Source organism: Streptomyces sp. ISL-96 (assembly GCF_018614035.1).
GTDB lineage: Bacteria > Actinomycetota > Actinomycetes > Streptomycetales > Streptomycetaceae > Streptomyces.
Window position 1 is genome coordinate 216,025 of the sequence record NZ_JAGGPA010000001.1, and the last position, 24,291, is coordinate 240,315.

At 70.9% G+C, this 24,291-nt stretch carries 21 protein-coding genes; 11 read left to right on the forward strand and 10 right to left on the reverse strand.

Annotation, left to right across the window (positions count from 1 at the left end; genetic code table 11):
* Nucleotides 1-103 precede the first annotated feature (103 nt).
* Nucleotides 104-1,570, forward strand: a complete 1,467-nt coding sequence (locus J7E96_RS00975; protein ID WP_215126379.1) for a hypothetical protein — start codon at nucleotides 104-106, stop codon at nucleotides 1,568-1,570.
* A 71-nt stretch (nucleotides 1,571-1,641) separates the two neighbouring features.
* Here J7E96_RS00975 and J7E96_RS00980 read toward each other — a convergent pair whose 3' ends face one another.
* Nucleotides 1,642-1,998, reverse strand: a complete 357-nt coding sequence (locus tag J7E96_RS00980) for an iron-sulfur cluster assembly accessory protein (protein ID WP_069929089.1) — start codon at nucleotides 1,996-1,998, stop codon at nucleotides 1,642-1,644.
* Between the two features lie 244 nt (nucleotides 1,999-2,242).
* On the opposite strand from J7E96_RS00980, the gene nadA reads away from it, so the two are divergent.
* Nucleotides 2,243-3,430: a quinolinate synthase NadA gene (gene nadA, locus J7E96_RS00985; protein ID WP_215126381.1), complete on the forward strand. Its 1,188-nt coding sequence runs from the start codon at nucleotides 2,243-2,245 to the stop codon at nucleotides 3,428-3,430.
* Nucleotides 3,431-3,613: 183 nt separating this feature from the next.
* Complete coding sequence (locus tag J7E96_RS00990) at nucleotides 3,614-4,027, forward strand: YciI family protein (protein ID WP_251069204.1); 414 nt, start codon at nucleotides 3,614-3,616, stop codon at nucleotides 4,025-4,027.
* Nucleotides 4,028-4,325: 298 nt separating this feature from the next.
* Here the strand turns inward: J7E96_RS00990 and J7E96_RS00995 are convergent, their stop codons facing one another.
* The 5 genes from J7E96_RS00995 to J7E96_RS01015 form a co-directional block, all read right to left on the reverse strand.
* A complete protein-coding gene (locus tag J7E96_RS00995) occupies nucleotides 4,326-7,490 on the reverse strand; it encodes an efflux RND transporter permease subunit (protein ID WP_215126383.1) in 3,165 nt (1,054 codons plus the stop codon).
* 151 nt (nucleotides 7,491-7,641) lie between these two features.
* The gene (locus J7E96_RS01000; RefSeq protein WP_215126385.1) at nucleotides 7,642-8,364 is read right to left on the reverse strand and encodes a response regulator transcription factor; all 723 of its coding nucleotides are present in this window, start codon (nucleotides 8,362-8,364) and stop codon (nucleotides 7,642-7,644) included.
* A complete protein-coding gene (locus J7E96_RS01005) occupies nucleotides 8,361-9,620 on the reverse strand; it encodes a sensor histidine kinase (protein WP_215126387.1) in 1,260 nt (419 codons plus the stop codon). Before J7E96_RS01005 ends, J7E96_RS01000 begins: the two co-directional genes overlap by 4 nt.
* 60 nt (nucleotides 9,621-9,680) lie before the next feature.
* Entirely contained in the window at nucleotides 9,681-9,968 is a 288-nt protein-coding gene (locus tag J7E96_RS01010) for a hypothetical protein (RefSeq protein WP_215126389.1), read from the reverse strand.
* A 42-nt stretch (nucleotides 9,969-10,010) separates the two neighbouring features.
* On the reverse strand, nucleotides 10,011-10,790 hold the full coding sequence (locus tag J7E96_RS01015) for a PspA/IM30 family protein (protein WP_215126391.1): 780 nt from the start codon (nucleotides 10,788-10,790) through the stop codon (nucleotides 10,011-10,013).
* 261 nt (nucleotides 10,791-11,051) lie between these two features.
* Between J7E96_RS01015 and J7E96_RS01020 the strand changes: the two genes are divergently transcribed.
* The 3 genes from J7E96_RS01020 to J7E96_RS01030 all read left to right on the forward strand — a co-directional run bounded on the left by J7E96_RS01020 (nucleotide 11,052) and on the right by J7E96_RS01030 (nucleotide 13,667).
* On the forward strand, nucleotides 11,052-11,651 hold the full coding sequence (locus J7E96_RS01020) for a DUF3043 domain-containing protein (RefSeq protein WP_215126393.1): 600 nt from the start codon (nucleotides 11,052-11,054) through the stop codon (nucleotides 11,649-11,651).
* 59 nt (nucleotides 11,652-11,710) lie between these two features.
* Nucleotides 11,711-12,454: a bifunctional 2-polyprenyl-6-hydroxyphenol methylase/3-demethylubiquinol 3-O-methyltransferase UbiG gene (locus J7E96_RS01025; RefSeq protein ID WP_215126495.1), complete on the forward strand. Its 744-nt coding sequence runs from the start codon at nucleotides 11,711-11,713 to the stop codon at nucleotides 12,452-12,454.
* 100 nt (nucleotides 12,455-12,554) lie between these two features.
* The gene (locus tag J7E96_RS01030) at nucleotides 12,555-13,667 is read left to right on the forward strand and encodes a S1C family serine protease (protein WP_215126395.1); all 1,113 of its coding nucleotides are present in this window, start codon (nucleotides 12,555-12,557) and stop codon (nucleotides 13,665-13,667) included.
* A gap of 91 nt (nucleotides 13,668-13,758) precedes the next feature.
* Here the strand turns inward: J7E96_RS01030 and J7E96_RS01035 are convergent, their stop codons facing one another.
* Nucleotides 13,759-13,968 carry a hypothetical protein gene (locus J7E96_RS01035; protein ID WP_214977534.1) on the reverse strand — a complete coding sequence of 70 codons (210 nt, stop codon included), beginning with the start codon at nucleotides 13,966-13,968 and terminating at the stop codon, nucleotides 13,759-13,761.
* A 100-nt stretch (nucleotides 13,969-14,068) separates the two neighbouring features.
* Here J7E96_RS01035 and J7E96_RS01040 point away from each other — a divergent pair, with 100 nt between their 5' ends.
* The 3 genes from J7E96_RS01040 to J7E96_RS01050 all read left to right on the forward strand — a co-directional run bounded on the left by J7E96_RS01040 (nucleotide 14,069) and on the right by J7E96_RS01050 (nucleotide 18,345).
* Complete coding sequence (locus tag J7E96_RS01040) at nucleotides 14,069-15,268, forward strand: bifunctional adenosylcobinamide kinase/adenosylcobinamide-phosphate guanylyltransferase (protein ID WP_215126397.1); 1,200 nt, start codon at nucleotides 14,069-14,071, stop codon at nucleotides 15,266-15,268.
* Between the two features lie 100 nt (nucleotides 15,269-15,368).
* Entirely contained in the window at nucleotides 15,369-16,472 is a 1,104-nt protein-coding gene (cobT, locus tag J7E96_RS01045; RefSeq protein ID WP_215126399.1) for a nicotinate-nucleotide--dimethylbenzimidazole phosphoribosyltransferase, read from the forward strand.
* 76 nt (nucleotides 16,473-16,548) lie between these two features.
* Nucleotides 16,549-18,345 carry a phosphatidylglycerol lysyltransferase domain-containing protein gene (locus J7E96_RS01050; protein ID WP_215126401.1) on the forward strand — a complete coding sequence of 599 codons (1,797 nt, stop codon included), beginning with the start codon at nucleotides 16,549-16,551 and terminating at the stop codon, nucleotides 18,343-18,345.
* A gap of 106 nt (nucleotides 18,346-18,451) precedes the next feature.
* On the opposite strand, the gene J7E96_RS01055 is transcribed toward J7E96_RS01050, so the two are convergent.
* The gene (locus tag J7E96_RS01055; protein WP_215126402.1) at nucleotides 18,452-19,234 is read right to left on the reverse strand and encodes a hypothetical protein; all 783 of its coding nucleotides are present in this window, start codon (nucleotides 19,232-19,234) and stop codon (nucleotides 18,452-18,454) included.
* A gap of 78 nt (nucleotides 19,235-19,312) precedes the next feature.
* On the opposite strand from J7E96_RS01055, the gene cobS reads away from it, so the two are divergent.
* Complete coding sequence (gene cobS, locus J7E96_RS01060) at nucleotides 19,313-20,095, forward strand: adenosylcobinamide-GDP ribazoletransferase (protein ID WP_215126404.1); 783 nt, start codon at nucleotides 19,313-19,315, stop codon at nucleotides 20,093-20,095.
* A 90-nt stretch (nucleotides 20,096-20,185) separates the two neighbouring features.
* Nucleotides 20,186-22,828, forward strand: coding sequence for a hypothetical protein (locus tag J7E96_RS01065; RefSeq protein ID WP_215126406.1), 2,643 nt, complete (start codon nucleotides 20,186-20,188; stop codon nucleotides 22,826-22,828).
* A gap of 14 nt (nucleotides 22,829-22,842) precedes the next feature.
* Here the strand turns inward: J7E96_RS01065 and J7E96_RS01070 are convergent, their stop codons facing one another.
* Together J7E96_RS01070 and J7E96_RS01075 are read right to left on the reverse strand one after the other, a co-directional pair.
* Nucleotides 22,843-23,646, reverse strand: a complete 804-nt coding sequence (locus J7E96_RS01070) for an endo alpha-1,4 polygalactosaminidase (RefSeq protein ID WP_215126408.1) — start codon at nucleotides 23,644-23,646, stop codon at nucleotides 22,843-22,845.
* Nucleotides 23,643-24,290 (reverse strand): spherulation-specific family 4 protein, encoded by a 648-nt coding sequence (locus tag J7E96_RS01075; RefSeq protein ID WP_215126410.1) that lies wholly within the window; start codon nucleotides 24,288-24,290, stop codon nucleotides 23,643-23,645. The genes J7E96_RS01070 and J7E96_RS01075 overlap by 4 nt, the downstream gene beginning before the upstream one ends.
* Between the last annotated feature and the right edge of the window lies 1 nt (nucleotide 24,291).

The following is a 24,291-nucleotide window of genomic DNA, read 5'->3' on the forward strand; positions in this document are numbered from 1 at the left end:
ACGAGGGGAACCGCACGCTCCCCCGCTCCGTCCCACCGGTGTCCCCCGTAAAGGGGAGACGACATACGGCACAGGACGGCAGAGCAGCCGAAGGAGCGATGCGGTGAGCACCGAGCGACCGGAAGAGGAAGAGGGCGCGGCCGGCGTCCGCAGGCGGCGTTCTCCGCTGGCTGCCGCCTCAGTGGCCGCAGCGGTGCTGCTGGCCGGGGGCGGCGCCGCCTACTGGGCGTCGACCGCCGCGGACGGCGGAGGCAGCGGTACGAGGAGCGGACCGGCGGCGGGCGACGGCACGACGCCGCCGCCGCTCAACCTCGACGGCCATACGGACGGCAGCGCGCCGGGCATCGCCCCCGGCGAACCCGACCCGCACGGCGGGGTGACCTACCGCGCCGAGGGGAAGCTGCCCCAGGGGCCCGGTTCCGCCCACGTGTACCGGGCGTCGGGCGCGGTCACCGAGGCGGAGGTGGCACGGCTGGCGAAGGCACTCGGCGTACCGGGCAAGCCGCGCGTCGAGGGCACCGCCTGGAAGGTCGGGGTGACCAAGGACGGCTCGGGGCCCGTGCTCCAGGTCAACAAGCAGGCGCCGGGCACCTGGACGTTCGCGAAGTACGGGCCGGGCGGCAGCGACAACTGCGCCAAGGCCGACAAGTGCCCCGACACCTCCTACCGGCCCGGCGGCGAGGGGCCCGCGGTGAGCGAGAAGGCCGCGAAGGAGGCGGCGGCGCCCGTGCTGAAGGCGCTGGGCCAGGACGACGCCAAGCTGGACGCCCGCCAACTGATGGGCGCGGTACGGGTGGTGAACGCCGACCCCGAGGTGGGCGGGCTGCCGACGTACGGCTGGGCGACCGGTATCCAGATCGGCTCCGACGGGCAACCGGTCGGCGGCAGCGGGCAGTTGAAGAGCCTGACCAGGGGCGCCGAGTATCCGGTCATCAGCGCCGACGAGGCGCTGAAGCAGCTGAACAAGGCCGGGCAGGGTGCCGGCAAGACCGGCATCGGTGGTTGCGCCACGCCCGTGCCGCACGGCGACAAGGGCAACGAGGGCGACGCGGCTCAGTCGCCTTGCGAGCCGGACGGCGGGCAGCCGCCGGCCCCGCCGGAGCCCGTGGCCGTGGGCGGGGCGGTCTTCGGGCTGGCCGCACAGTACGTCGACGGGCGGCAGGCGCTCGTACCCTCGTGGCTCTTCGAGGTGAAGCCCGGGGGCGGCGCGCAGCCGTTCACGATCACGCACCCCGCGGTCGATCCCGACTACCTGGCCAAGCCGCCCGCCTCACCGGCTCCGCCCGAGAGCGGCAAGCCGTCGGCGGAGCCGCGGCAGGTCCAGTCGTACAGCGCCGACGGGCGCAAGCTCACCCTGCACTTCTGGGGCGGCGTGTGCAGCGACTACGCGGCGAAGGCGACCGAGGAGAACGGGGCGGTGAAGGTGAAGATCACCGAGACCAATCCGGACCCCGGGCGGGCCTGCATCCTGATCGCCAAGGAGCTGAAGGAGACGGTGACGCTCGACAAGCCGCTGGACGGCCGGAAGGTCGTGGACTCGCGGAGCGGTGAGGCCGTGCCGCGCGCGTAGGGCCGTACGTGCGCGTACGAAGAAGGCGGCGGTCCCGGTCCGGGGCCGCCGCCTTCTTTCGCTGCGAGTTCTCAGCTGAACGAGTCGCCGCAGGCGCAGGAGCCCGTGGCGTTCGGGTTGTCGATCGTGAAGCCCTGCTTCTCGATGGTGTCGACGAAGTCGATGGAGGCACCGCCCAGGTACGGGGCGCTCATGCGGTCGGTGACGACCTTGACGCCGTCGAAGTCCTTGACGACGTCGCCGTCGAGCGAGCGCTCGTCGAAGAAGAGCTGGTACCGCAGGCCCGAGCAGCCACCGGGCTGGACGGCCACGCGCAGCGCCAGGTCCTCCCGGCCTTCCTGGTCCAGCAGGGCCTTGACCTTGGAGGCGGCGGCGTCGGACAGGAGAATGCCGTCGCTCACGGTGGTCTTGTCGTCCTGAACGGACATCTACATCTCTCCCGGGTTGTACGGACTGCTTGCCGACCTGTGCAACCGGCGCGGCCGCGGATTCATTCCAGGCCTGAGCGCCTGTCTTCTCCATTCATGCTCGCACACCGCCATCCGCAGCGGCACGGCGCGCGCGGCGACGGGAATTCGTCACATCGACGACATCGTCGTCGTCAAAGTGACGTGAAGCGGTTATGATAGATAACGTCAAATCGACGAAAAGTGTGTTCGCAGACAAGAAAGGGTGCGTGTCGTGACCACCGCCCAGCCACTGGATGTCCAGCCGTCGCCGCTCGCTCTGCTGCTGCTCGGCCGTGAGGCCGACACCAAGAGCGAGCGGGGTGTCGACTGCCCCGGCGACCTGCCGTCCCCCTCCGACCCGCACCTGGTCGAGCGCGCCCGCGCCGCCAAGGAAAAGCTCGGGGACAAGGTCTTCATCCTCGGTCACCACTACCAGCGTGACGAGGTCATCCAGTTCGCCGATGTCACCGGGGACTCCTTCAAACTGGCCAAGGACGCGGCCGCCAAGCCGGAGGCCGAGTACATCGTCTTCTGCGGCGTGCACTTCATGGCCGAGTCCGCGGACATCCTCACCTCCGACGACCAGAAGGTCGTACTCCCCGACCTGGCGGCCGGCTGCTCGATGGCCGACATGGCCACCGCCGAGCAGGTCGCCGAGTGCTGGGACGTACTGACCGAGGCCGGAGTGGCCGAGCAGGTCGTGCCCGTCTCGTACATGAACTCCTCCGCCGACATCAAGGCGTTCACCGGCAAGCACGGCGGCACGATCTGTACGTCGTCGAACGCCAAGCGCGCGCTGGACTGGGCCTTCGAGCAGGGCGAGAAGGTCCTTTTTCTGCCCGACCAGCACCTCGGGCGCAACACCGCCGTGCGCGACATGGGCATGTCGCTGGACGACTGCGTGCTCTACAACCCGCACAAGCCGAACGGCGGCCTGACCGTCGAGCAGCTGCGGAACGCGAAGATGATCCTGTGGCGCGGGCACTGCTCGGTGCACGGCCGCTTCTCGGTCGAGTCCGTCAATGACGTGCGCGAGCGCATCCCGGGCGTCAACGTCCTCGTGCACCCCGAGTGCAAGCACGAGGTCGTGGCGGCCGCGGACTACGTCGGATCGACGGAGTACATCATCAAGGCGCTGGAGGCGGCCCCGGCCGGCTCCAAGTGGGCCATCGGCACCGAGCTCAACCTGGTGCGCCGGCTCGCCAACCGGTTCGCGGCCGAGGACAAGGAAGTCGTCTTCCTCGACAAGACGGTCTGCTTCTGCTCGACCATGAACCGCATCGACCTGCCGCACCTGGTGTGGACCCTGGAATCGCTGGCCGAGGGCAACCTGGTCAACCGCATCGAGGTCGACCGCGAGACCGAGCAGTTCGCGAAGCTCGCGCTAGAGCGGATGCTGGCGCTGCCGTAGCCGCCGCGTCTCCCGCTTCTCGTACGTCAAGGTAAGGGGCACCCCGCAATGCGGGGTGCCCCTTACCCGCGTTACCGGGTGCGGGACTGTGGCTTACCTGCAAGCGTGGGAGGCGATGAGTTCTGCGGCGCCCGGACGTCTACCACTGCACAAGGCCATCAGCACCCCGGAAGGGTGAGGAACATGCAGTACATGATCCAGATGAACGTGCCCGCCGATGAGTGGGACGGCATGATGTCGTCGTTCTCCAAGGAAGACATGCTGGCGATGTTCGCGCACATGGACGCGCTCAACCAGGAGATCGGCGCGGCCGGCGAGCTCGTGGAGGCACGTGGTCTCGGCGGGCCCTCGATGGTCAAGACCGTACGGGCGACGGACGACGGCCGGGCGAAGGTGACCGACGGGCCCGCTGCGCCCGGACGCATCCTGGCCGGTTACTGGGTGGTCGACGTCAAGGACGAGGACCGTGCCCTGGAGATCGCCGCGCGGGCGTCGGCCTGTCCCGGCCCCGGGGGCAAGCCCGGAAACGATCCGGTCGAGGTGCACGCCATCCCCGAGGGGCCGCCCGAGGTACCCGAAGCGTCTCTGATTGACTGAGCGATCCTGAGCGTTACTCAGGGCGCGAGCCGATCGTCTTCGTGCCCTGGTGCTGAACGGCCGGAGTCGTCAGTCCGCGTGGCACGTCGCTCCGGACGCTGGTCGGCCAGGTCTGACGACCCCACCGAGGAGGGTGCCCGACGTCGCCTGGGCGCCGGGCGTGTGCGTGACACTCTGCCACAGGATCACTACGTTTCGCTAATCAAGCTGGTGAGCCTGAGAAGCGGGGCGAGCCCCGGCCCCCCTGGTGAGGGGAGCCGGGGCTCGCTGCTGTGCGGGATCAGGTGTCGTACGCCGATCAGACCTTCGCCGCCTCCGGCTCCTGCGACTCGGCGTCGGACTCGGCCGGGGCGCCCGCCTTCGCCGCGCGCTTGGCCGCCTTCTTCTTGGCGCGGCGCTCCTTGCGGAGCTCCACCATCGCGTACAGCGTCGGCACCAGGAGCAGCGTCAGCAGCGTCGACGTGATCAGACCGCCGATCACCACGATCGCCAGCGGCTTCGAGATGAAGCCGCCCTCGCCGGTGATCCCCAGCGCCATCGGCAGCAGCGCGAAGATCGTCGCCAGTGCCGTCATCAGGATCGGCCGCAGGCGGTGACGTCCGCCCTCCAGGACCGCCTCGACGACGCCCAGGCCCTGGGCGCGGTACTGGTTGATCAGGTCGATCAGCACGATCGCGTTGGTGACCACGATGCCGATGAGCATCAGCATGCCGATCATCGCCGGGACACCCAGGGGCGTACCGGTGGCGAGCAGCAGGCCGATCGCGCCGGTCGCCGCGAACGGGATGGAGACCAGCAGGATCAGCGGCTGGACCAGCGAGCGGAACGTCGCCACCAGCAGCATGAACACGATCGCGATGGCCGCCAGCATGGCCAGGCCGAGCTGGGCGAACGCCTCGTTCTGGTCGGAGGAGACACCGCCGATCTCGACGCTCGCGCCCGCCGGCAGCTCCTTCTTCAGCTCGGTGATCTTCGTCTGGAGCGCGGCGGTGACCGCGCCCGTGTTGTCGGCGGTCGGCTTGGCCGTGATCGTCGCGGCGCGGGCGCCGTCGATCCGGGTCTTGGAGACCGGCCCGGCGACGAGCTTCACGTCGGCGATGTCGCCTAGCTTGACCTGCCCGAGGTTCAGCTTCTTCAGCTCGTCCATCGTGGTCGCCGGGCGAGCCGACTTCACGACGACGTCGCGCTCGGTGTCGCCGATGTTCGCCTTGCCCGAGGTGGTGCCGCGCACCGCCTGGGTGACGGCCGCGCCGAGCGTGGCCTGGTTGAAGCCCGCCCCGGCCGCCTTGTCGTTGGCAGTGACGGAGATCCGCGGCACGCTCTGGGCCAGGTCGCTCTGTACGTCGGTGACGTCGTCGAGCTTGGCGATGGCGTCCCGTACCTGCTCGGAGGCCTTCTTCAGCACATCGCCGTCACCGGCCTTGACCACGACGCTCAGGTCCTGGCTGCCGAAGCCGCCGCCCGCGCCGATGGTCGTGTCGCCGATGCCGTCGAGCTTGCCGAGCTCCTCGTCGATCCGCTTCTGGGTGGCCTCGGAGTCGGAGGCGTCCTTGAGGGTGAGCTGGTACGTCGCCTGGTTGGCGCCCGTGCCTCCGCCGAAGGCGGCCGCGAAGCCGGAGGAGCCGACCGTGACCTGGTAGTCCTTGATCGTGTCGATCGAGTCGAGCGCCTTCTCGACCTTCAGTGCGGCCTGGTCGGCCGCCTCCAGGCTGGTGCCGGCCTTCAGCTCCTGGGTGACGGACAGGGTGTCCTGCTCGCCCTCGTCCAGGAAGTTGGTCTTCAGCAGCGGCGCCATGGCGAACGTACCGATGAGAACGACGACCGCGATGGCCAGGCTCATGAGGCGGCGGCGGGTCGCGAAGCGCAGGACCGGGACGTACATCCGCTGGAGCCGGCTGCGGGCCTCCTTCTCCTCCGCCCTGCGGCGCAGCTCGGCTGCGTCTGCCGAGGCGGAGACGCCCTCGGAGCCCTTGGGCGGACGCAGGAACCAGTACGAGAAGACCGGCACCACGGTCAGGGACACCAGCAGCGAGGCGAGCAGGGCCGCCGTGACGGTGAGGGAGAACGAGCCGAACAGCTGGCCCACCATGCCGCCGACCAGGCCGATCGGCAGGAAGACGGCGACGGTCGTCAGGGTCGAGGCGGTGACCGCGCCGGCCACCTCCTTGACCGCGGTGATGATCGCCGAGTGGCGCTCCTCGCCGTACGCCAGGTGACGCTTGATGTTCTCCAGGACCACGATCGAGTCGTCGACGACGCGGCCGATCGCGATGGTCAGCGCGCCGAGCGTGAGGACGTTCAGCGACAGGTCGCGGGTCCACAGCACGATCAGCGCGAGGACCACCGACAGCGGGATGGAGATGGCGGTGACGAGCGTCGAGCGGACCGACGCGAGGAAGACCAGGATGACGATGACGGCGAAGACCAGGCCGAGGGCGCCCTCGGTGGTCAGGCCTGAGATCGACTTGGAGACGGCCGGGCCCTGGTCGAAGACGACCGCGATCTCGCTGCCGGCGCCGATGCTGTCGCGCAGCTCGGGGAGCTTGTCCTTGACCGCGTCGGAGATGGCGACGGCGCTGCCGTCCTGGTCCATGGTGATCGCCAGGGACAGGCTGGGCTTGCCGTTGGTGCGGGTGATGGAGACCGCGGTGGCGGGCTGCTCCTTGACGGTGGCGACGTCACCGAGGCGTACCGGCTTCGGCGGCTTGCCCGCGCCTGTGGGCGTCGCGGTGACGCGCAGGTCCTCGATCTGCTTCAGCGACGTGTAGCCGCCGCCGACCTGCACCGTGCGGCTCTTGCCGTCCTCGGCGAAGGAGCCGGCCGGGACGGTCGCGCCGCCCGCCTGGAGCGCCTGGCCGAGCGCGGCGGCGTTGAGACCGGCGGCCGCGAGCTTCTTGTCGTCGGGGGTGACGGCGACCTGGAGGTCGCGCACCCCGTCGATGGTGACCTGGCCGACGCCGTCGATGTCCTCCAGTACGGGGACGACCGTGTTCTCCAGCCGGTCGGCGAGCGCCTGCTGGTCCTGGCCGGAGGTGACGGCGAGCAGGACGGTCGGGATGTCGTCCGTCGAGCCCGCCACGACCTGGGGGTCGACGTCGTCGGGGAGCTGGGCGCGGGAGCGGTTCACGGCCTGCTGGACGTCGGCGACGAGCTGCTTGGTGTCGTTGCCGTAGTCGAACTGGGCCATGATCACGGCGTTGCCCTCGCTCGCCGTGGAGGTGACGCCGGTGATGCCGTCGACTGCCTTGATGGTGCTTTCGAGGGGTTCGACTACCTGCTTCTCGACCACGTCGGGGGACGCGCCCTGGTAGGGCGCCAGCACGGACACCATCGGGAACTCCATGGTCGGCAGCAGTTGCTGCTTCAGCTGCGGTATCGCGATGGCACCGAAGACGATCGCGATGATCGACATCAGACCGATCAGCGCCCGCTGAGCGAGGCTGAATCTGGACAGCCAGGACATGGGTGGTCTCTCTTCTGTGGCGTGCGAGGCAGGAGAGGCAGTCGAGCGCGCCCCGTTTATACGATCAGCCACGCGAAGAGGGCGATTCCTCGCTCCCAGGTCCCTTTCTTATGCGGCGCATACCGCGTCTGGAGTACGCGCCGCTACACCTTCACTCCACCCTTGGACGTACGAGACCCGATTCGTAGGCGATTACCACCAATTGGGCGCGGTCGCGGGCTCCGAGCTTCGCCATCGCCCGGTTCACATGGGTCTTGACGGTGAGCGGGCTGACGACCAGCTGTTCGGCGATCTCGTCGTTGGAGTTACCGCCCGCGACCTGGACGAGGACCTCGCGCTCGCGCACGGTCAGCGCCGACAGCCGGGCGGTGCGGGCCGCCGCGGCTTCGTCGTCGTCCGCGGTGCCGCCCTGGCCAAGGGCGCTCGCCTGCTTCAAGAACGTGGCGATCAGGCCCGTCGTCGCCACGGGCGAGAGCAGCGCCTCACCGGCCGCGACGATTCGGATGGCGTTGAGCAGTTCGTCCGGCTCCGCGCCCTTGCCGAGGAAGCCGGAGGCACCGGCGCGCAGCGACTGCACGACGTACTCGTCGACCTCGAAGGTCGTCAGCATGATGACGCGTACGGCGGACAGTTCCGGGTCTTCGCTGATCATGCGGGTGGCGGCGAGGCCGTCCGTACCCGGCATGCGGATGTCCATCAGGACGACGTCGACGCCGAGCGAGCGGGCGAGCTCGACGGCCTCGGCGCCGTCCGCGGCCTCGCCGACGACCTCCATGTCCGGCTCGGAGTCGACCAGGACCCGGAACGCGCTGCGCAGGAGCGCCTGGTCGTCGGCGAGCAGCACCCTGATGCCGGTCGTGGTGGCCGTCGTCATGCGGTCTCCCCCGTGTCGTCCCCCGTACGCGCCGTGAACGGCAGGATCGCATGTACGCGAAAGCCGCCGCCGTAGCGGGGCCCGGTGGTCAGGGTCCCGCCGAGGGCGCTCACGCGCTCGCGCATGCCGATGAGGCCGTGGCCGCCGCCTTCGGACCCGTCGCCCGCGCTCTGTGTCCTTTCCGTCCCCCCACCGTTGTCGATCACCGTCACTTCGGCGGACGAGCCGACGCGGACCACGCTGACCTCGGCCTTGGCGTGCGCGCCGGCGTGCTTCTGGACGTTGGTCAGGGCCTCCTGGATGATCCGGTACGCCGCGAGGTCGACGGCGGCGGGCAGCGGCGCCGCGACTTCCTTGTCGGGCCGGGCGACCTCCACCGGGAGGCCCGCGTGCCGGAAGGTGTCCAGGAGCTCGTCGAGCACGCCGAGACCGGGGGCGGGTTCGGTCGGGGCCTCGGGGTCGCCGCTCTGGCGGAGCAGGCCGACGGTGGCGCGCAGCTCGTTCAGCGCGGAGCGGCTGGCCTCCCGTACATGCGCGAGGGCTTCCTTGGCCTGGTCGGGGCGCTTGTCCATGACGTGGGCCGCGACGCCCGCCTGGACGTTGACCAGCGCGATGTGGTGGGCGACGACGTCGTGGAGGTCGCGCGCGATGCGCAGGCGCTCCTCCGCGACCCGTCGGCGGGCCTCTTCCTCGCGGGTCCTCTCCGCTCGCTCGGCGCGCTCGCGGATGGCGTCGACGAAGGCCCGGCGGCTGCGTACGGCGTCACCGGCGGTCGCGCCGATCCCCGTCCAGGCGAAGATCCCGAGGTTCTCCTGGGAGTACCAGGGGCCGCTGCCGAAGCACATCGCGGCGGCGGTCAGGCCGGTCATCGTCAGGAGGCCGACGCGCCAGGTGGTGGGGCGGTCGGTGCGGGAGGCGACCGTGTAGAGCGCGATGACGGCGCTCATCGCGACGGGGGCCGGCGGGTCGCCCGCGACGAGCTCGGCGACCGTGACGACGCCGGTGAAGGCGAGTACGGCCATGGGCCTGCGGCGGCGGAAGACCAGGGCGGCGGAGCCGAGCACCATCAGGACGATGCTGCGGAGCCCGGGGGTCCGGGTGCCGAAGGTAGGGCCGTTGGGGCCGCCGTGCGGGTCGGCGAAGGAGCCGATCACTATCGTCACCAGGACGCCGAGCGCGAGAGCGGCGTCCAGGGCGAGGGGATGTGCGCGGAGCCAGCACCGGGAGCGGGTGAATCCCGTACCGAGGGCAGTCATGCCACGCAACGGTACGGCGTTCGGGTGGCCGGGGCCGCTGCGCGGACGGTCAGCCGGGGATCAGCCGGGGTCGGCCGGGATCAAGCCGTCGCCGGCCAGCATTTCGCGTACCTCTTCCAGCGTCGCGTCCTCGGCCGGGAGAATCAGCTCGGAGGGTTCGAGGGCGTCGTCCGGCAGCGGCTCCCCGAAGCGGCGTACCGCGCCGAGGAGCGCACCGAGCGTCCTGCGGAAGCCGGAGTCGTCCCCGCTCTCCATTTCTGCGAGCAGTTCGTCGTCCAGCTTGTTCAGTTCGGTGAAGTGGCTGTCGGCCACCTTCACCTGGCCCTCCCCCATGATCCGTACGATCACGACGTGCTCCTTCGCGGAATGCGACTGAGGCGGCCCGGACTCCTACTGCTTGTCGAACTTGTGCTGGGTCTGCGGCGCCTGCGTCCCGTCCTGCGAGCCGCCTTCGAGCGCCTGCTGCTGCGCCGTCGGACCGCCCGCCAGCTCGGCCTTCATGCGCTGCAGCTCCAGCTCTACATCTGTACCACCGGAAATGCGGTCCAGCTCGGCGGCGATGTCGTCCTTCGCCATCCCGGACGGGTCGTCCAGGGCGCCGGAGGCCATCAGCTCGTCGATCGCGCCGGCCCGCGCCTGGAGCTGCGCGGTCTTGTCCTCGGCCCGCTGGATCGCCAGGCCGACGTCGCCCATCTCCTCGGAGATGCCCGAGAACGCCTCGCCGATCCGGGTCTGCGCCTGCGCGGCGGTGTAGGTCGCCTTGATGGTCTCCTTCTTCGTACGGAAGGCGTCGACCTTGGCCTGGAGGCGCTGCGCGGCGAGCGTCAGCTTCTCCTCCTCGCCCTGGAGCGTCTGGTGCTGCGTCTCCAGGTCGGTGACCTGCTGCTGCAACGCGGCACGGCGGGACAGGGCCTCGCGGGCGAGGTCCTCCCGGCCGAGCGCGAGCGCCTTGCGTCCCTGGTCCTCCAGCTTGGAGGACTGACCCTGCAGCTGGTTCAGCTGCAGTTCGAGCCGCTTGCGCGACGTCGCCACGTCGGCGACACCGCGGCGTACCTTCTGAAGCAGCTCAAGCTGTTTCTGGTACGAGTAATCGAGGGTCTCGCGCGGATCCTCGGCCCGGTCAAGGGCCTTGTTTGCCTTCGCGCGGAAGATCATCCCCATACGCTTCATGACACCGCTCATGGGCTTCGCGCGCCCCCTTCTGACGGACTACGGACTCCAGCTCCAGCACTTGAACCCACACTACGGGCCCTGCATCCATTACCGCACTGTTCGCGGGCCGATGCGCTCCTCCTCCAGGACGACTACCGTCCGCCGGGCTCCAGCTCAGGGAGTAGGTGACGGCCGACGGCAGTCGGGGAAACGGACCGTTGCGGGATCGTTCCCCTCAGGGCCGGTGTCCATGCGCCGTACCCCGTACCCTTGGGCTTTGTGTTCCGTAGCCGTTCCTCCAAGGAAGAGAAGGCCCCCACCGACAAGGTGCAGGTGGACCTCTCCAAAGCGTCCCGTGACCCGCAGGCCCCGAAGGGCCGCCCCACCCCGAAGCGCGCTGTCGCACAGTCGCAGCGCCGCAACGGGGCGGCGGCTCCGTCGAACCGCAAGGAGGCGATGAAGCGTCAGCGCGAGGCCCGCCGTGCGGACCTGGCTAGGCAGCGGGAGGCACTGGCGAGCGGTGACGAACGCTTCCTGCCGGTCCGCGACAAGGGCCCCGTCCGCCGTTTCGTGCGCGACTTCGTCGACTCCCGCTTCTGCGTGGCCGAGTTCTTCCTGCCGCTCGCGGTGGTGATCCTCGTCCTCAGCATGGTCCGCGTCAGCAACATCCAGAACATCGCGCTGCTGCTGTGGCTCGGTGTGATCGTGATGATCGTCGTCGACTCGATCGGCCTGGCCATCCGGCTCAAGAAGCAGCTGAACGAGCGCTTCCCGAACGAGCCGAAGCGCGGCGCCGTCGCCTACGCCCTGATGCGTACGCTCCAGATGCGCCGCCTGCGCCTGCCGAAGCCCCAGGTCAAGCGCGGGGAACGACCCTGAGCGCTGAAATCTCCGGATTCGCGGGTGCGGCGGCCGACTGGCTGAAGGTTACTGGCGGGCTGCGCGACATCGTCCGCCAGGAACTGGTCGCGCGCCAGCTCGACGAGCAGATATCGGCCCGCTTCCCGGTGGGCCGGCGGCTCGCCGTCCTCGACGTCGGCATGGGCCAGGGCACGCAGGCCCTGCGCCTGGCCCGGGCCGGTCACAAGGTGACCGGCCTGGAGTCCGACCCGGACATGCTGGTGGCGGCGCGCGAGGCGCTGTCCGGTGAGCCCGAGGGCATCCGCGAGCGGGTGCGCCTGGTCGAGGGCGACGGCCTGGAGACCGGGGTGCATTTCCTGCCCGGAAGCTTCGACGTGGTGCTGTGCCACGGCGTGCTGATGTACGTCCAGGAGTCCGACGCCATGGTCGCGGGCCTGGCCCGCATGCTGGCGCCCGGCGGCCTGCTGTCCCTGTTGGTACGCAACGCCGACGCGCTCGCGATGCGGCCCGGCCTCGCCGGGGACTGGGCGGGGGCGCTCGCCGCGTTCGACTCGGCGACGTACACCAACCGGCTCGGCCTGCCGGTGCGCGCGGACCGTCTCGACGCCCTGACGGCGACCCTCGCCGGGATCGCCGCCCCGCTGCACGCGTGGTACGGCGTGCGGGTCTTCACCGACAACGTCGAGGGCGACGCCAATGACGCGTCGCGGCTTCCGGCGGAGGAGCTGGAGCGGGTCCTGGCCCTGGAGGACCGCGCGAGCCGGACCGACCCCTACCGCCGGGTCGCCGCCCTGCTGCACCTTTGCGGCGTACGGGGCTGAAACCGTCGGCCTGAAACCGCCGGGCTGAAGCTGCCCCCGGCGCCCCTCTGATGGCCGCTCCCCGCGCGCCTCGAATTCCCTCCAAAGGGACACTCCAGGCATGGACGGATCACCTGACCACGGCCGTACGACGCGCCGCCGGCCGCCACTTCCACTGTCGCTGCCGCTGACCGCCGCGTCCTGTGCGGTCGTACTGGCGTGTCTGAGCGGGTGTTCCGCCTCGGGTACGGCGTCGGCTCCGAAGTCGACGGCGAAGGCGACGGCGGAGGCGGGCGCGCCCATGGCCGCGCGGCAGGACCTGGAGAACGAGTACCAGAAGGTGATCAGGGACGTCCTGCCCTCGGTCGTCCAGATCGACGCGTCCGAGGGCCTGGGCTCGGGTGTCGTCTACGACGGCAAGGGCCATATCGTCACCAACGCCCATGTGGTCGGCCGGGAGAGAGACTTCAAGGTCACGGCGGCCACGGGCGGCGCCGTGCTCGGCGCGCGGCTCGTCGCCGCCTACCCGGAGCAGGACCTTGCCGTCATCAAGCTGGACGCAGTCCCCGACGGACTGAGAGCGGCGAGGTTCGCGGACTCGTCCCGGGTCGAGGCGGGGCAGATCGTGCTGGCGATGGGCAGCCCGCTGGGTCTCTCCACCAGTGTCACGCAGGGCATCGTCTCGGCGGTCGGCAGGACCGTGAGCGAGGGGCGCTCGGGCGGCGGCACGGGCGCGACCATCCCGAACATGGTGCAGACCTCGGCCGCGATCAATCCCGGCAACAGCGGCGGCGCGCTGGTCAACCTCGACAGCGAAGTCATCGGCATCCCCACCCTGGCGGCCACCGACCCCGGCATCGGCGGCAGCGCGGCGCCGGGGATCGGCTTCGCGATCCCGTCCTCGACGGTGAGGACGATCGCCGACCAGATCGTCAGGGACGGCAGGGTCACCCACTCGGGGCGGGCGGCGCTGGACATCACGGGCCGTACGGTCGTGGACGACGACTTCGAACCGTCCGGCGTCGCCGTCGTATCGGCCGAGCGGGGCGGCGCGGCCGCGGAGGCCGGCCTGCGGGCCGGGGACATCATCACCGCGCTCGACGACACCGAGATCACCACGATCACCTCGCTGGCGGAGGCCCTGGCCGCCCACAAGCCGGGCGACGAGGTACGGGTGAGCTACCTGCGCGGCGACGACAGTCGCACGGCGCAGGTCACGCTGGGCGAGCTCTAGAGAGTGCGGCGGTCCTCGATCGCCGGAGGGGCTTGGCAGGAGCCTCTCCGGCGGTCGGGACGAGCTATCAGGCTTTCCGGCCGTCAGGCCCTCAGGCCTCTTCTGCGTGCAGGTTCATCGGGCCGTAGATCTTCGTGCCGTCGTCGAAGAGCACCACCTGGTCGGCGCCGCCCTCGACCAGGTCCTTCCAGACCTCGCCGATCCACGATTCCGCGTCGCCCTGCGTGGTGAACTCCTCCGGCACCACCGCCGGCTGGACCTCCGTACCGTCGGCCTTCTCGAACCGCCACGTCCACGCCATGTTCGCCTCCCGGGTCCCACCCGTGCTTTTGTCCAGCACAGCCTGCCCCGCAGAGTAGCCGGGCGCGCACCTCCGGCGGGGACGCGGGAGGATCGTCCTCGTGGAACTGACTCTCCTCGGCACCGGGGCCCCGGCAGGCCTGCCCCGCCCCGACTGCCCCTGCGCCTCGTGCGCCACCGCCCGCGGCGGGCTGGCCCGGGCGGCGACCGCGCTGCTCGTGGACGACGCGCTGCTGCTCGATCTGACGCCGGGGGCCGCGCTGGCCGCCGCCCGTGCCGGGCACTCGCTCACCGGCGTACGGCAGGTACTGCTGACGCACCCGCACGACGGGCCGCCGATGGAGCTGCCGGCCGGGCTGCCGGCGGCCGGGCGGGTGCCGGACGGGCGGGTGCTGACGCTGATCAGCGGGCACCGGGTGCGGGCCGTCCCGATGGATTCGCCCGGTACGGGGTACGAGGTGACCTCGCCGGAGGGCGAGGTGCTGCTGTACCTGCCGCCGGGTGGCGCGCCCGCCGGGGCTGCCACGGACGGCCGTACGTACGACATGGTCGTCGCCGACATCATGGACCGGCCGGACGCGCTGGCGCGGCTGCGGGCGGCCGGGGCGGTGGGGGCGACGACGGACGTCATCGCCGTACACCTGGATCACGACGTGCCGCCGGGCCCCGAGCTGGATCGGCGACTCGCGGCGGCGGGTGCGCGGGCTGTGCCGGACGGGACGACTGTGGTGGTCGGGGAGTACCACGCGGTGCCTGACGTTCCGCGGCGGACTCTGGTGCTGGGCGGGGCGCGGTCGGGCAAGTCGGTGGAGGCCGAGCGGCGCCTGGAGACGTTTCCCGAGGTCGTGTACGTCGCGACGAGCGGCACGCGGGAAGGTGACGGGGAGTGGGCGGAGCGGGTGGGCCTGCACCGGGAGCGCCGGCCGGGCGCGTGGCGCACGGAGGAGACGTGCGAGCTGGCTCCGCTGCTGGCGGCTGACGGGCCGCCGCTGCTGATCGACTGCCTGGCGCTGTGGCTGACCGACGCGATGGACCGGGTCGGGGCGTGGGACGACGCGAAGTGGGCGACGGACGGGCGGCGGGCGCTGGGGGAACGGGTGACCGAGCTGGTGGAGGCGGTGCGGCGGACGCGGCGGACGGTGGTGGCGGTGAGCAATGAGGTCGGCTCGGGGGTTGTGCCGGCTACGGCGAGCGGGCGGCGGTTCCGGGACGAATTGGGTCGGCTGAACGCGGCGTTCGCGGGTGAGTGCGAGCAAGTGCTGCTGGTGGTGGCGGGTCAGGCGGTCGTGCTGCGGGGGTGAGGGCGGGACTCCGGCCCGGGCGGGTCGGGGAAAGCCCCGCAGAGGCCCTCCCCGTCACCCCTGACGGGGCGTCAGGGAGGGTGGCGGTACTGTTCGGCGAATGAGCTCGCTTAACCTCGACGACTTCTCCGACCTGATCGAGCGCCCCGACGGCGGCGTGCGGCGCGATGCCGAGGAACGCCGGGAGCGGCTGATCGTGCCGCCCGGCGCGCTCGGCCGGCTCGACGAGCTGGGTGAGTGGCTGTCGGCCGCACAGGCCTCCGTACGGGTCAAGCCCATCGAGCGGCCCCGCGTCGTTCTCTTCGCCGGTGACCACGGCGTGGCCGAGCTGGGGGTCTCCGCCCGGCCCGCCCTCGGCGCCCACCGGCTGGTGCGTTCCGTGCTGGACGGTGAGAGCCCCGTCGCCGTGCTCGCCCGCCGTGCCGGCGCGACCGTACGGATCGTCGACGCCGGGCTCGACTGCGATCCGGAGCTGCTGCCCGACGACGTCGTACGCCATCGCGTGCGGCGCGGTTCCGGGCGTATAGACGTCGAGGACGCGCTCACACGCGACGAGGCCGAGCAGGCCGTGCGTCTCGGGATGGCGATCGCCGACGAAGAGGCCGACTCCGGGACCGACCTCGTCGTACTCGGCGACCTCAGTGTCGGCGGTACTACCGCCGCAGCCACCCTCATCGCCGCCCTGTGCGGCACGGACGCCTCCGTCGTCACCGGCCGCGGCGGCGTACACATCGACGACCTGGCCTGGATGCGCAAGTGCGCCGCCATCCGCGACGCACTGCGCCGGGCCCGGCCGGTGCTCGGGGATCAGCTGGAGCTGCTGGCCACCGTCGGCGGCGCCGACCTCGCCGCGGCGACCGGTTTTCTGCTGCAGTGCGCTGTGCGGCGTACGCCGGTGATCCTCGACGGCGTGGTGTCCGCGGCCTGCGCCCTGGTGGGCCAGCGCGCCGCTTTCCGGGCGCCGGACTGGTGGCTCGCGGGTCAGGTGAGCGGCGAGCCGGGCCAGGCCAAGGCGCTGGACCGGATGGCACTCAACCCTCTGCTCGATCAGGGCGTCACTGTGGGGGAAGGAACTGGGGCATTGCTCGCCCTCCCCCTCGTACAGGCCGCCGCCGCCCTCGCGGCGGAGCTGCCCGAGCGGGCGGCGGACGAGGAGGAGACGGTCAAAGAGACCGTCGGCGAGGCCGGAAACGCAACGGACTGACCGTGTGTGCGGCCGGGCACCGCCGGCCGCACATCCGCACCGCTCGCGGCGCGGTGCCCCCATACCATCGCTTTTCATGGGAGAAGTCCGCTTGGCCACCGAAGGCACGAAGCAGTCGCGAACGAGCCCTGCGAACCGGCGCACCCCCCGGTCACGCCGCAGCGCGGCATTCGCCGTCTGGTATCTGCGCATCGTCACGTTCATCAACTTCCTGAGCGCCGTCTGGGTGTCGCTCGGTCAGGATCTGCGACGCCACAACACCGACGACTACTTCACCCCGTACCTGCTGACGGCGGGCTTCGCCTCCGGCGCGTTCACGCTCTTCCTCGCGATCACCATGCGCCGCCGCAAACGCGCCGCCTGGATCCTCAACCTCGTACTCGGCGGGCTCTTCTTCCTGCTCTTCGCCCTCGCGATGCCCTTCCCCGACGTACGGCAGTACTGGCAGAACTGGGTCTCCCTGGTCCTGACCGGCGCCTTCGTCCTGTCCCTGCTGCTCGGCCGCCGCGAGTTCTACGCCAAGGGTGACCGCTCGAACCCCGCCCTGGCCGCCGTCGTCGCCGTCGGCGGACTGCTGGTCACCTCGCTGATCGCCACCCTGCTCGTCACGGCCAGCAACACCGCGCCCGACGACACCCGGGCCTCGTTCCTGGACCGCTGGCACTACGGCGTGATGCGGCTGGTGTCGCTGGCCCCCGAAGACGCCCGGTTCGCGGGCATCATCACACCGGGCTGGGTCAACGTCACCATCAACGTCATGAGCACCCTGCTGCTCCTCGCCGTCCTGTACGCCGCCTTCCGGTCGCGCCGCACCGTCGAACCCCTCACCGAGGAGGACGAGGCCGGACTCCGGCTCCTCCTCGACAAGTTCGGCGAGCGCGACTCCCTCGGCTACTTCGCGCTGCGCCGCGAGAAGAGCGCCGTGTGGTCCCCCACCGGCAAGGCCGCCGTCACCTACCGGGTCGTCGGCGGCGTATCGCTCGCGTCCGGTGACCCCATCGGCGACCCGGAGGCCTGGCCGGGCGCCATCGAGCCGTGGCTGGCGGAGGCGCGCGAGCACGGCTGGATTCCCGCCGTGATGGGCGCCGGCGAAGAAGCCGGCACCATCTACGCCCGCCACGGACTGGACGCGCTGGAGCTGGGCGACGAGGCGATCGTCGAGATCGACGAGTTCACCCTGGAGGGGCGCGCGATGCGTACCGTGCGCCAGGCCTACAACCGGGTGAAGCGGGCCGGGTACACCGTGCGCATCCGTCGCCACGGAGAAATCCCCGACGACGAGATGGCCGTACTGCTGCGCAAAGCCGACGACTGGCGCGACGGGGAGACCGAGCGCGGCTTCTCGATGGCGCTCGGGCGGCTCGGCGACCCGGCGGACGGGCAGTGCGTCATGCTCGAATGCACCGACGGCGCCGGGGAGCTCAGGGCGGTGCTCAGCTTTGTGCCGTGGGGGCCGCGCGGACTCTCCCTCGACCTCATGCGGCGCGATCGTGACTCCGAGAACGGGCTGATGGAGTTCATGGTCATCGAGCTGCTCCAGCACGCCAGAGACATGGGGATCACGCAGGTCTCACTCAACTTCGCGATGTTCAGGTCGGTCTTCGAACGTGGCTCCAGGCTCGGTGCGGGGCCGGTGCTGCGGATGTGGCGCTCGCTGCTCAGCTTCTTCTCGCGCTGGTGGCAGATCGAGTCGCTGTACCGCGCCAACGCCAAGTACCGGCCGATCTGGGAGCCCCGGTTCCTGCTCTTCGAGAAGAGCTCCGACCTGCTGCGCATCGGCATCGCGGCGGCCCGCGCCGAGGGCTTCCTCGAAGCGCCCGGTCTGCCCAAGTGGATGCACCGCAAGCACCTGGAGACGAGACGGCGACGGTGACGGCGGCCCGGCGCCTCGCGCGCCGCGAGTGGGCTCCGCTGTACGCGCGGGCCGGCATCGCACTCGGCCCCGGCGGCCCGCTCGGACTGCTGCTGTGCGCGCTCGCTCACCTCTCGTCGCGCGCCGGCTTCGGGTCAGGAGTCCTGTCCGGCGTCCGGTCCGGCGTCCCGCCGATCAGGTCCTGAACCTTGCGGCCCACCCCCGACCAGCGCCGGTCGTGGTGCCACAGGCGCAGCGCCGCTCTGGCGCGGGCCTTGGGGCGCCGGCGGTAGAGGTGCTTCGCCCAGGGGGAGCCGGGCTTGGCCAGCCGGATCGCGCCGACGAGCGCTACGACGGGCACGACCGTACCGAAGAGGGCGGTGAGGACTTTCCCCTTGCTGAGCGCGATCACCGCGAGGAGGAAGTTGAAGCACACGTTGAGGATGAGTGCGGCGCGGCTCTGCCGCTCGTCCGGCGTCAGCTGATCCACCCCGAACGGGACGGATCCGATGAGGACCAGCCCCACCACGGCGGCGGTCACGACAACGACCTCCACGCTCTGCCGCCCCTGTTCGCTCCAGTAGACGTCGTCGAGATGGAGGACCAGCGCGAACTCGTCGAGGACCAGCCCCGCGCCCATCCCGAAGATCACCGCGCACAGCGCCGAGCTGACGCCGTGCGCGCCGGTGGCCACCGCCCCGAAGCCGCCGATCGTCATCAGGATCACGCCGGGCACCACGTGGTGGATGTGCAGACCGCCGGGCGAGACGTTCCTGAAGGGGCCGCGGCCCGCCCGGATCAGCCGGGTGATGGTGCGGGTGACCGCGAACGTCAGGACGAAGGAAAGCAGGGCCAGCAGCAGCGGGAGCTTTCCCGGCTCAAGGATGTTGCGATACCACCAGTGACCCATGCCACTCGCTTCCCTTATGTGTGGGTTTGTGCGCTATGCGCAACCTACCGGCCGTCTCCGGCGACTAGCGTGCGCGCCGTGACCTCTCTCCTCAGCGACGGCATACGTTTCGCCTTCGGCACGCTCACCGTGCTTCCCGTACGCGTGACCCGGTGGGACCGCGAGGCCGCTCGCGCCGGAATGCTGTGCGCTCCCCTGGCCGGGCTGGTCGTGGGCTTGTGCGCGGCGGCCCTCGGCGGCGTACTCCTGCTGCTCGGCGCGGGGCCGCTGCTCGCCGCCGTGGCGAGCGCCGCCGTACCCGCCGCCCTCACCCGGGGACTGCACCTCGACGGACTCGCCGACACGGCCGACGGCCTGGGCAGCGGCAAACCGGCCGAAGAGGCGCTGCGCATCATGAAGCAGTCGGACATCGGCCCCTTCGGCGTCATCACGCTGCTGTTCGTCCTCCTCGCCCAGGTCGCCGCGCTTTTCGAGCTGTACGCCGCCGGGTGGGCGCAGGGTGCGGCCGGCGCCGCCGTCTCCGCCGTCGCCGCCCGCCTGGCCCTGACCCTCGCGTCCCGCACGGGCGTCCCGCCGGCCCGGCCCGACGGGCTGGGCGCGGCGGTCGCGGGCACGGTATCGGCGCGTACCGCGGTGGCCGTCACCGTGCTGGTGACCGCCGCCTGCGCGGGCGTCGCGGGTGCGCTGTTCGGCCCGTACGCCGCCCTGCGTCACGCCGCCGCCGTGTTGGCCGCACTCGCCGCCGCGCAGCTGCTGCTGCGCCACTGCGTGCGCCGATTCGGCGGGGTCACCGGTGACGTCTTCGGCGGCGTGGCGGAGACCGCGGCGACGGCCGCACTGGTGGTCCTGGTGCTGGGGTGACGGGTGAACACCAGTGGGATACACGGCAGTTGACTGCCCGTCACCGCAAGGTGCACGATCATTCCCCACTGCTGTCGGGGGAGACAGAAGATGCCCGAATTTCCTGGCTGGGATCAGAGCAGCGAATTCACTGAGGCTTACCGCAGGGCGGTGCGCACCCGGTCGCGGCTGTCGAAACGCGGCCCCAAGCACCCACCCATCGTGCTGCGGACCGGCCCGGAGGAAGCGCAACAGGCCCTGGAGGCCCTGAAGCTGGGCCTCCAGCGCTCGTCGAGGGCGCGGGGCACCGTGCCGTGCACTCCGTACGCCCATGTCGACTGGCGCGGCGGGTCAAGGACCGAGTTGATCGCGAAGATCGCCGAGGAACTGAAGAAGAACGCCCCCGACGAGGCGGGCAAACTGCGGCTGCCCACGTACGACCTTCTCCAGTGCGTCGCCGGCAACCGGGTGGGAACGGACGCCCGGCTGGCGGACCGGGTGTTCGCCAGGCACCGGGGGCGCGCGACGGCCGCACTGCCGCCCAGGGGCGAGCCCGGCCCGGCGATCAACGCGGGGCTTCTGACCGTTCCGGTCCGCTCGATCTGGTCGGTGGCGGAATGGGTCTACCTCAGGATCTGGGAGCGCCGCTGGGAATGGCGCCTCGCCCGGCGCAGGCGCTTTCGCCTGCTGTGGCCGGAGAACTTCCGCGGCAAGCGTACGTACGCCGCCGCGCTCACCGAGTTCAACCGGATGTGGGAGGCCGCCGTCGGGGACGGCGGCGGCGCGCACGACGTCGACCGGTGGGACGGGCTGCTCATCGCCGCGCTCATGACCGACCTGTACGCCTACGCGCGCCAGGGGCTGCTCCACCCCGGCCGCAGACGCCGCCGCCCGCGCCACGCGCTCCTGCTCAACGGCACCCGGACCGGGGCCGACGGCGGCGACGGCGGCAGCACGGCCGTAGCGGGCTTCATCAGGCTGTACGGCGCCCAGCAGCGGTCGAGTCCCAACGCGGCCACGGTGGTGATCGCCGCGCTGCCCGACACGCACGACGCGGCGCCCGGCGCCGGCACGCTGGAGGAGGCGGCGCGCCGGCTCGACCCCGAGAAGGGTGCGATCCCGACGCCCTACGAGGTGCGGCTCCCGCGCCCGGAGCGGGGCGGCGGCCACGGGGTGACGGTGTCGCCGGTCTGGACGCCGCGGGTGCGGCTGCGCCCCGGCAGGGAACTGGCCTTCGAAGCGGGGGCGCTCGCCGTCGCTCTCTGGCTCACCGGACAGCTCTCCTGCATCCCGTACCTCGACAGCCCTTTCACGGACACGTACACGCAGTGCCTCACCGGCTCCGACCACGTACAGCAGGCCAAGGCGGCCGGGCCCGCGCTCTCCGCCCAGTACACCGACGCGCTCAACCTGATCGCCGAGCAGAACAAGATCGCGGAGACCGACGGCAAGCCCGAGCGGACGGTGACCATCGCCCATGTCCGCGCCTCGGTGGCGCCGAACGAAGCCGAGCGGCAGTCCGGCGCGGCCATCCCCGAACTGCGCGGCCTCGCGCTGGCCCAGCAGTCGCTGCACCGGATGGCGCCCGCCAACGACAACGGCGTCTGGGTGCGGATCAAGACGTACGACGCCGGATTGCAGTTCAAGAACGCCCGCAAGGTGGCGGCGGAGATCGTCCGCGAGGCGAAGAAGGACCAGCACCTCATCGGGGTCACGGGATTCACCGAGAGCCGGAAGGAAACGGTCGCGGCGCTGCGCGTGCTCAATTCGGCCCGGATTCCCATTGTCAGCTCGACGGCCACGGCGAAAGCCATGGAGGTCGGGCGTTATTACCACGGCGCCGCGCCGAACAACAAGCGGGAGGCGCGGGTCGTGTCGGAGTTCGTGAAGCACGCGAATACGGTGCGTACGGGAGAGAATTCCTGCGCACCCGCGGAAAGCGTCGCCGTGGTGACCGATCCGACCGATGTGTACAGCGATGAACTCGGCAAGGAGTTCGCCCTCGCCTTCCCCTCCGCGGGCAGCCGTATCGGCTACATCCCCGGCGGGAACAGCGGAGTGGTCGTACCGAACGAGCCCGACCTCGACATGAAGTTCAGCATGTCGGAGGTGGCCGAAGCGGTGTGCAGCAAGGTCGCGGGAAAGAGTAGAACGCTGGTCTACTGGACCTCGCGGGTACGGGAGTTCGACAATTTCCTGGAGACTTATCAGAGCCGTAGCCCATGCGCGAACAAGGACCTCACCGTGATGGGCGGGAACGAGCTCACCAATGCGGCGCTCTCCGGCGGATTCGTGGGGAAGTCCTGGCTGCACCTTTATCACACGGCCCATATGCTGCCCGCCGGACATCCGGACCGCAGCGCGACGGCGAAGGCGTTCAACGACGCGTACACCGAGAAATTCACCAAGTCCGATCTGTGGCTGAACGACGGGCACGCCGCGCTCGCCCATGACGCGGTGCAGGTGCTCGCCCAGGCGACGAGTCAGGCGAACGCGGCGGGCGTGGAGCTGACGCGTCCCAATGTCCAGCAGATCATCAACAGCGGGTCCTTCGACCTGGAGGGGGCCAGTGGCCGCCTGCTGTTCGCGGCGGGCTCGCTCCAGCGGCCGCTCAACAAGCTGCTGGCCGTCCTGCACCACGGGGAGAAGGGGTCGGCGCCGGTGCTGATGTGCGGGGACTCCGGGAAGAACATCGATGCCGGGAAGGAGTGGCAGCAGGGCGGTACGTCGTACGACTGCCCGGAGGACGAGTAGACGAGTAGGCGCGGTCAGTCGCAGGGCTCGCGCCACACCCCCAGGTCGTACCTCTTCAGCATCGAGCTGAGCTTCAGCTTGCGCGCCTGGGGGCAGAAGCGGCTCGTCGGCAGCTCGTACTCCACATGGAAGACCGCCTTGCCGGCGTCGATGAACGGCGTGAGCTTCGCGCACTCGTCGTACTGCGCGCACTGCTCATTGACCGCGAAGTCGAAGTCCCCCACCAGTTCCGGGATCTGGTCGAGGTCGTTCTTGAGGCCGACGGCCAGGCCGCGGTCGTGGGCGAGGCGGGCGATCAGGCGGTTGTAGTCGAGCTGGTGGGCGGCGGTCAGGGGGAAGCCGGTGCGGTTGCGGTAGCCGTCCATGTTGTCGGGCTCCACCGCGTCAAAGCCTTTGTCGCGGCAGAGGTCCATGCGGTGGGCCATCAGGGGCTCCAGGACGTCGGTACGGCGGATGTCGAGCCACCGCTCGCCCTTCCAGCCGTTGCCCCGGCCGAGGACGGACTTCGGGAACTCGCCGGCGTCCGGCCTGAAGTCCTCCCACGCGCCGGTGGAGAGGTAGCAGATGACCTTGCGGCCGCGGCGGTGCAGGTCGGCGACGGCGGAGGCGGGGTGGTCGAAGCCGTCGATGTCGTACACCGGTACGTCGACGGCCGGGTCGAGCTTGCCGCTGAGCTGCCACTGCCAGGCGATACCGGGCCGGGGCTGCCAGCGGGCGGTGTCCGGCCCGCGGTCGTCGGGTGCGGGAGGGCCGCCGCCCGTACAGCCCGCGAGCAGGAGTAGCGGGATGAGGAGCAGAAGTGCGCGTCCGCCCCTCATCGGACCGCCTCAAGCGCGTGCGGCAACGTCCCCCACGGGTGCGGTGCTTCACCCGGTACGGCGCAGCCGACGCCGGCGGTGAACTCGGCGGTGGGCGGTGCGGCGTAGAGGAGGTGGCAGAAACGGTCGTGCGCGTACGCCGCCGTCCACGGCGGGAGGTCCCGGGCGACGCCGCGGTACGTGCCCCAGGTGCCCTCGAACGTGACGAGTACGTCGGCGAGTTCGAGGTAGCCGGGGTCGGGGTGGACGCCGTGGTTCAGCACGAGGGTGGCCGCGCCGGCCGCGCGCGCGGCGACGGCGAGACGCCGGTAGTGGGGCAGCGCCTGCGGTTCTGCGGTCACCTGGTCCAGGAAGGCGCCGTCCGCGCCGTACCAGTCGCGGTGGCGCAGCAGGTCCCGCACCACTGCGGCGTGCGGGCGGCGCGCGTAGTCGGTGTCGGCGTACCCGAGGACGCGTACGCCCGCCGCGCGCAGGCGCGTCGACACGGCGGCGAACGCGGGGTCGGGTGCGTCGCCGGGGCCGCTGGCGGGGTTGAGTACGACTCCGTACAGGCGGGAGGCCGCCCGGATGACGGCGTCCCAGGCGGCCGGGCGTTCGGCGGGGTGCTCGTAGAAGGGTACGAGCAGGTTGCTCACGTGGGCCATC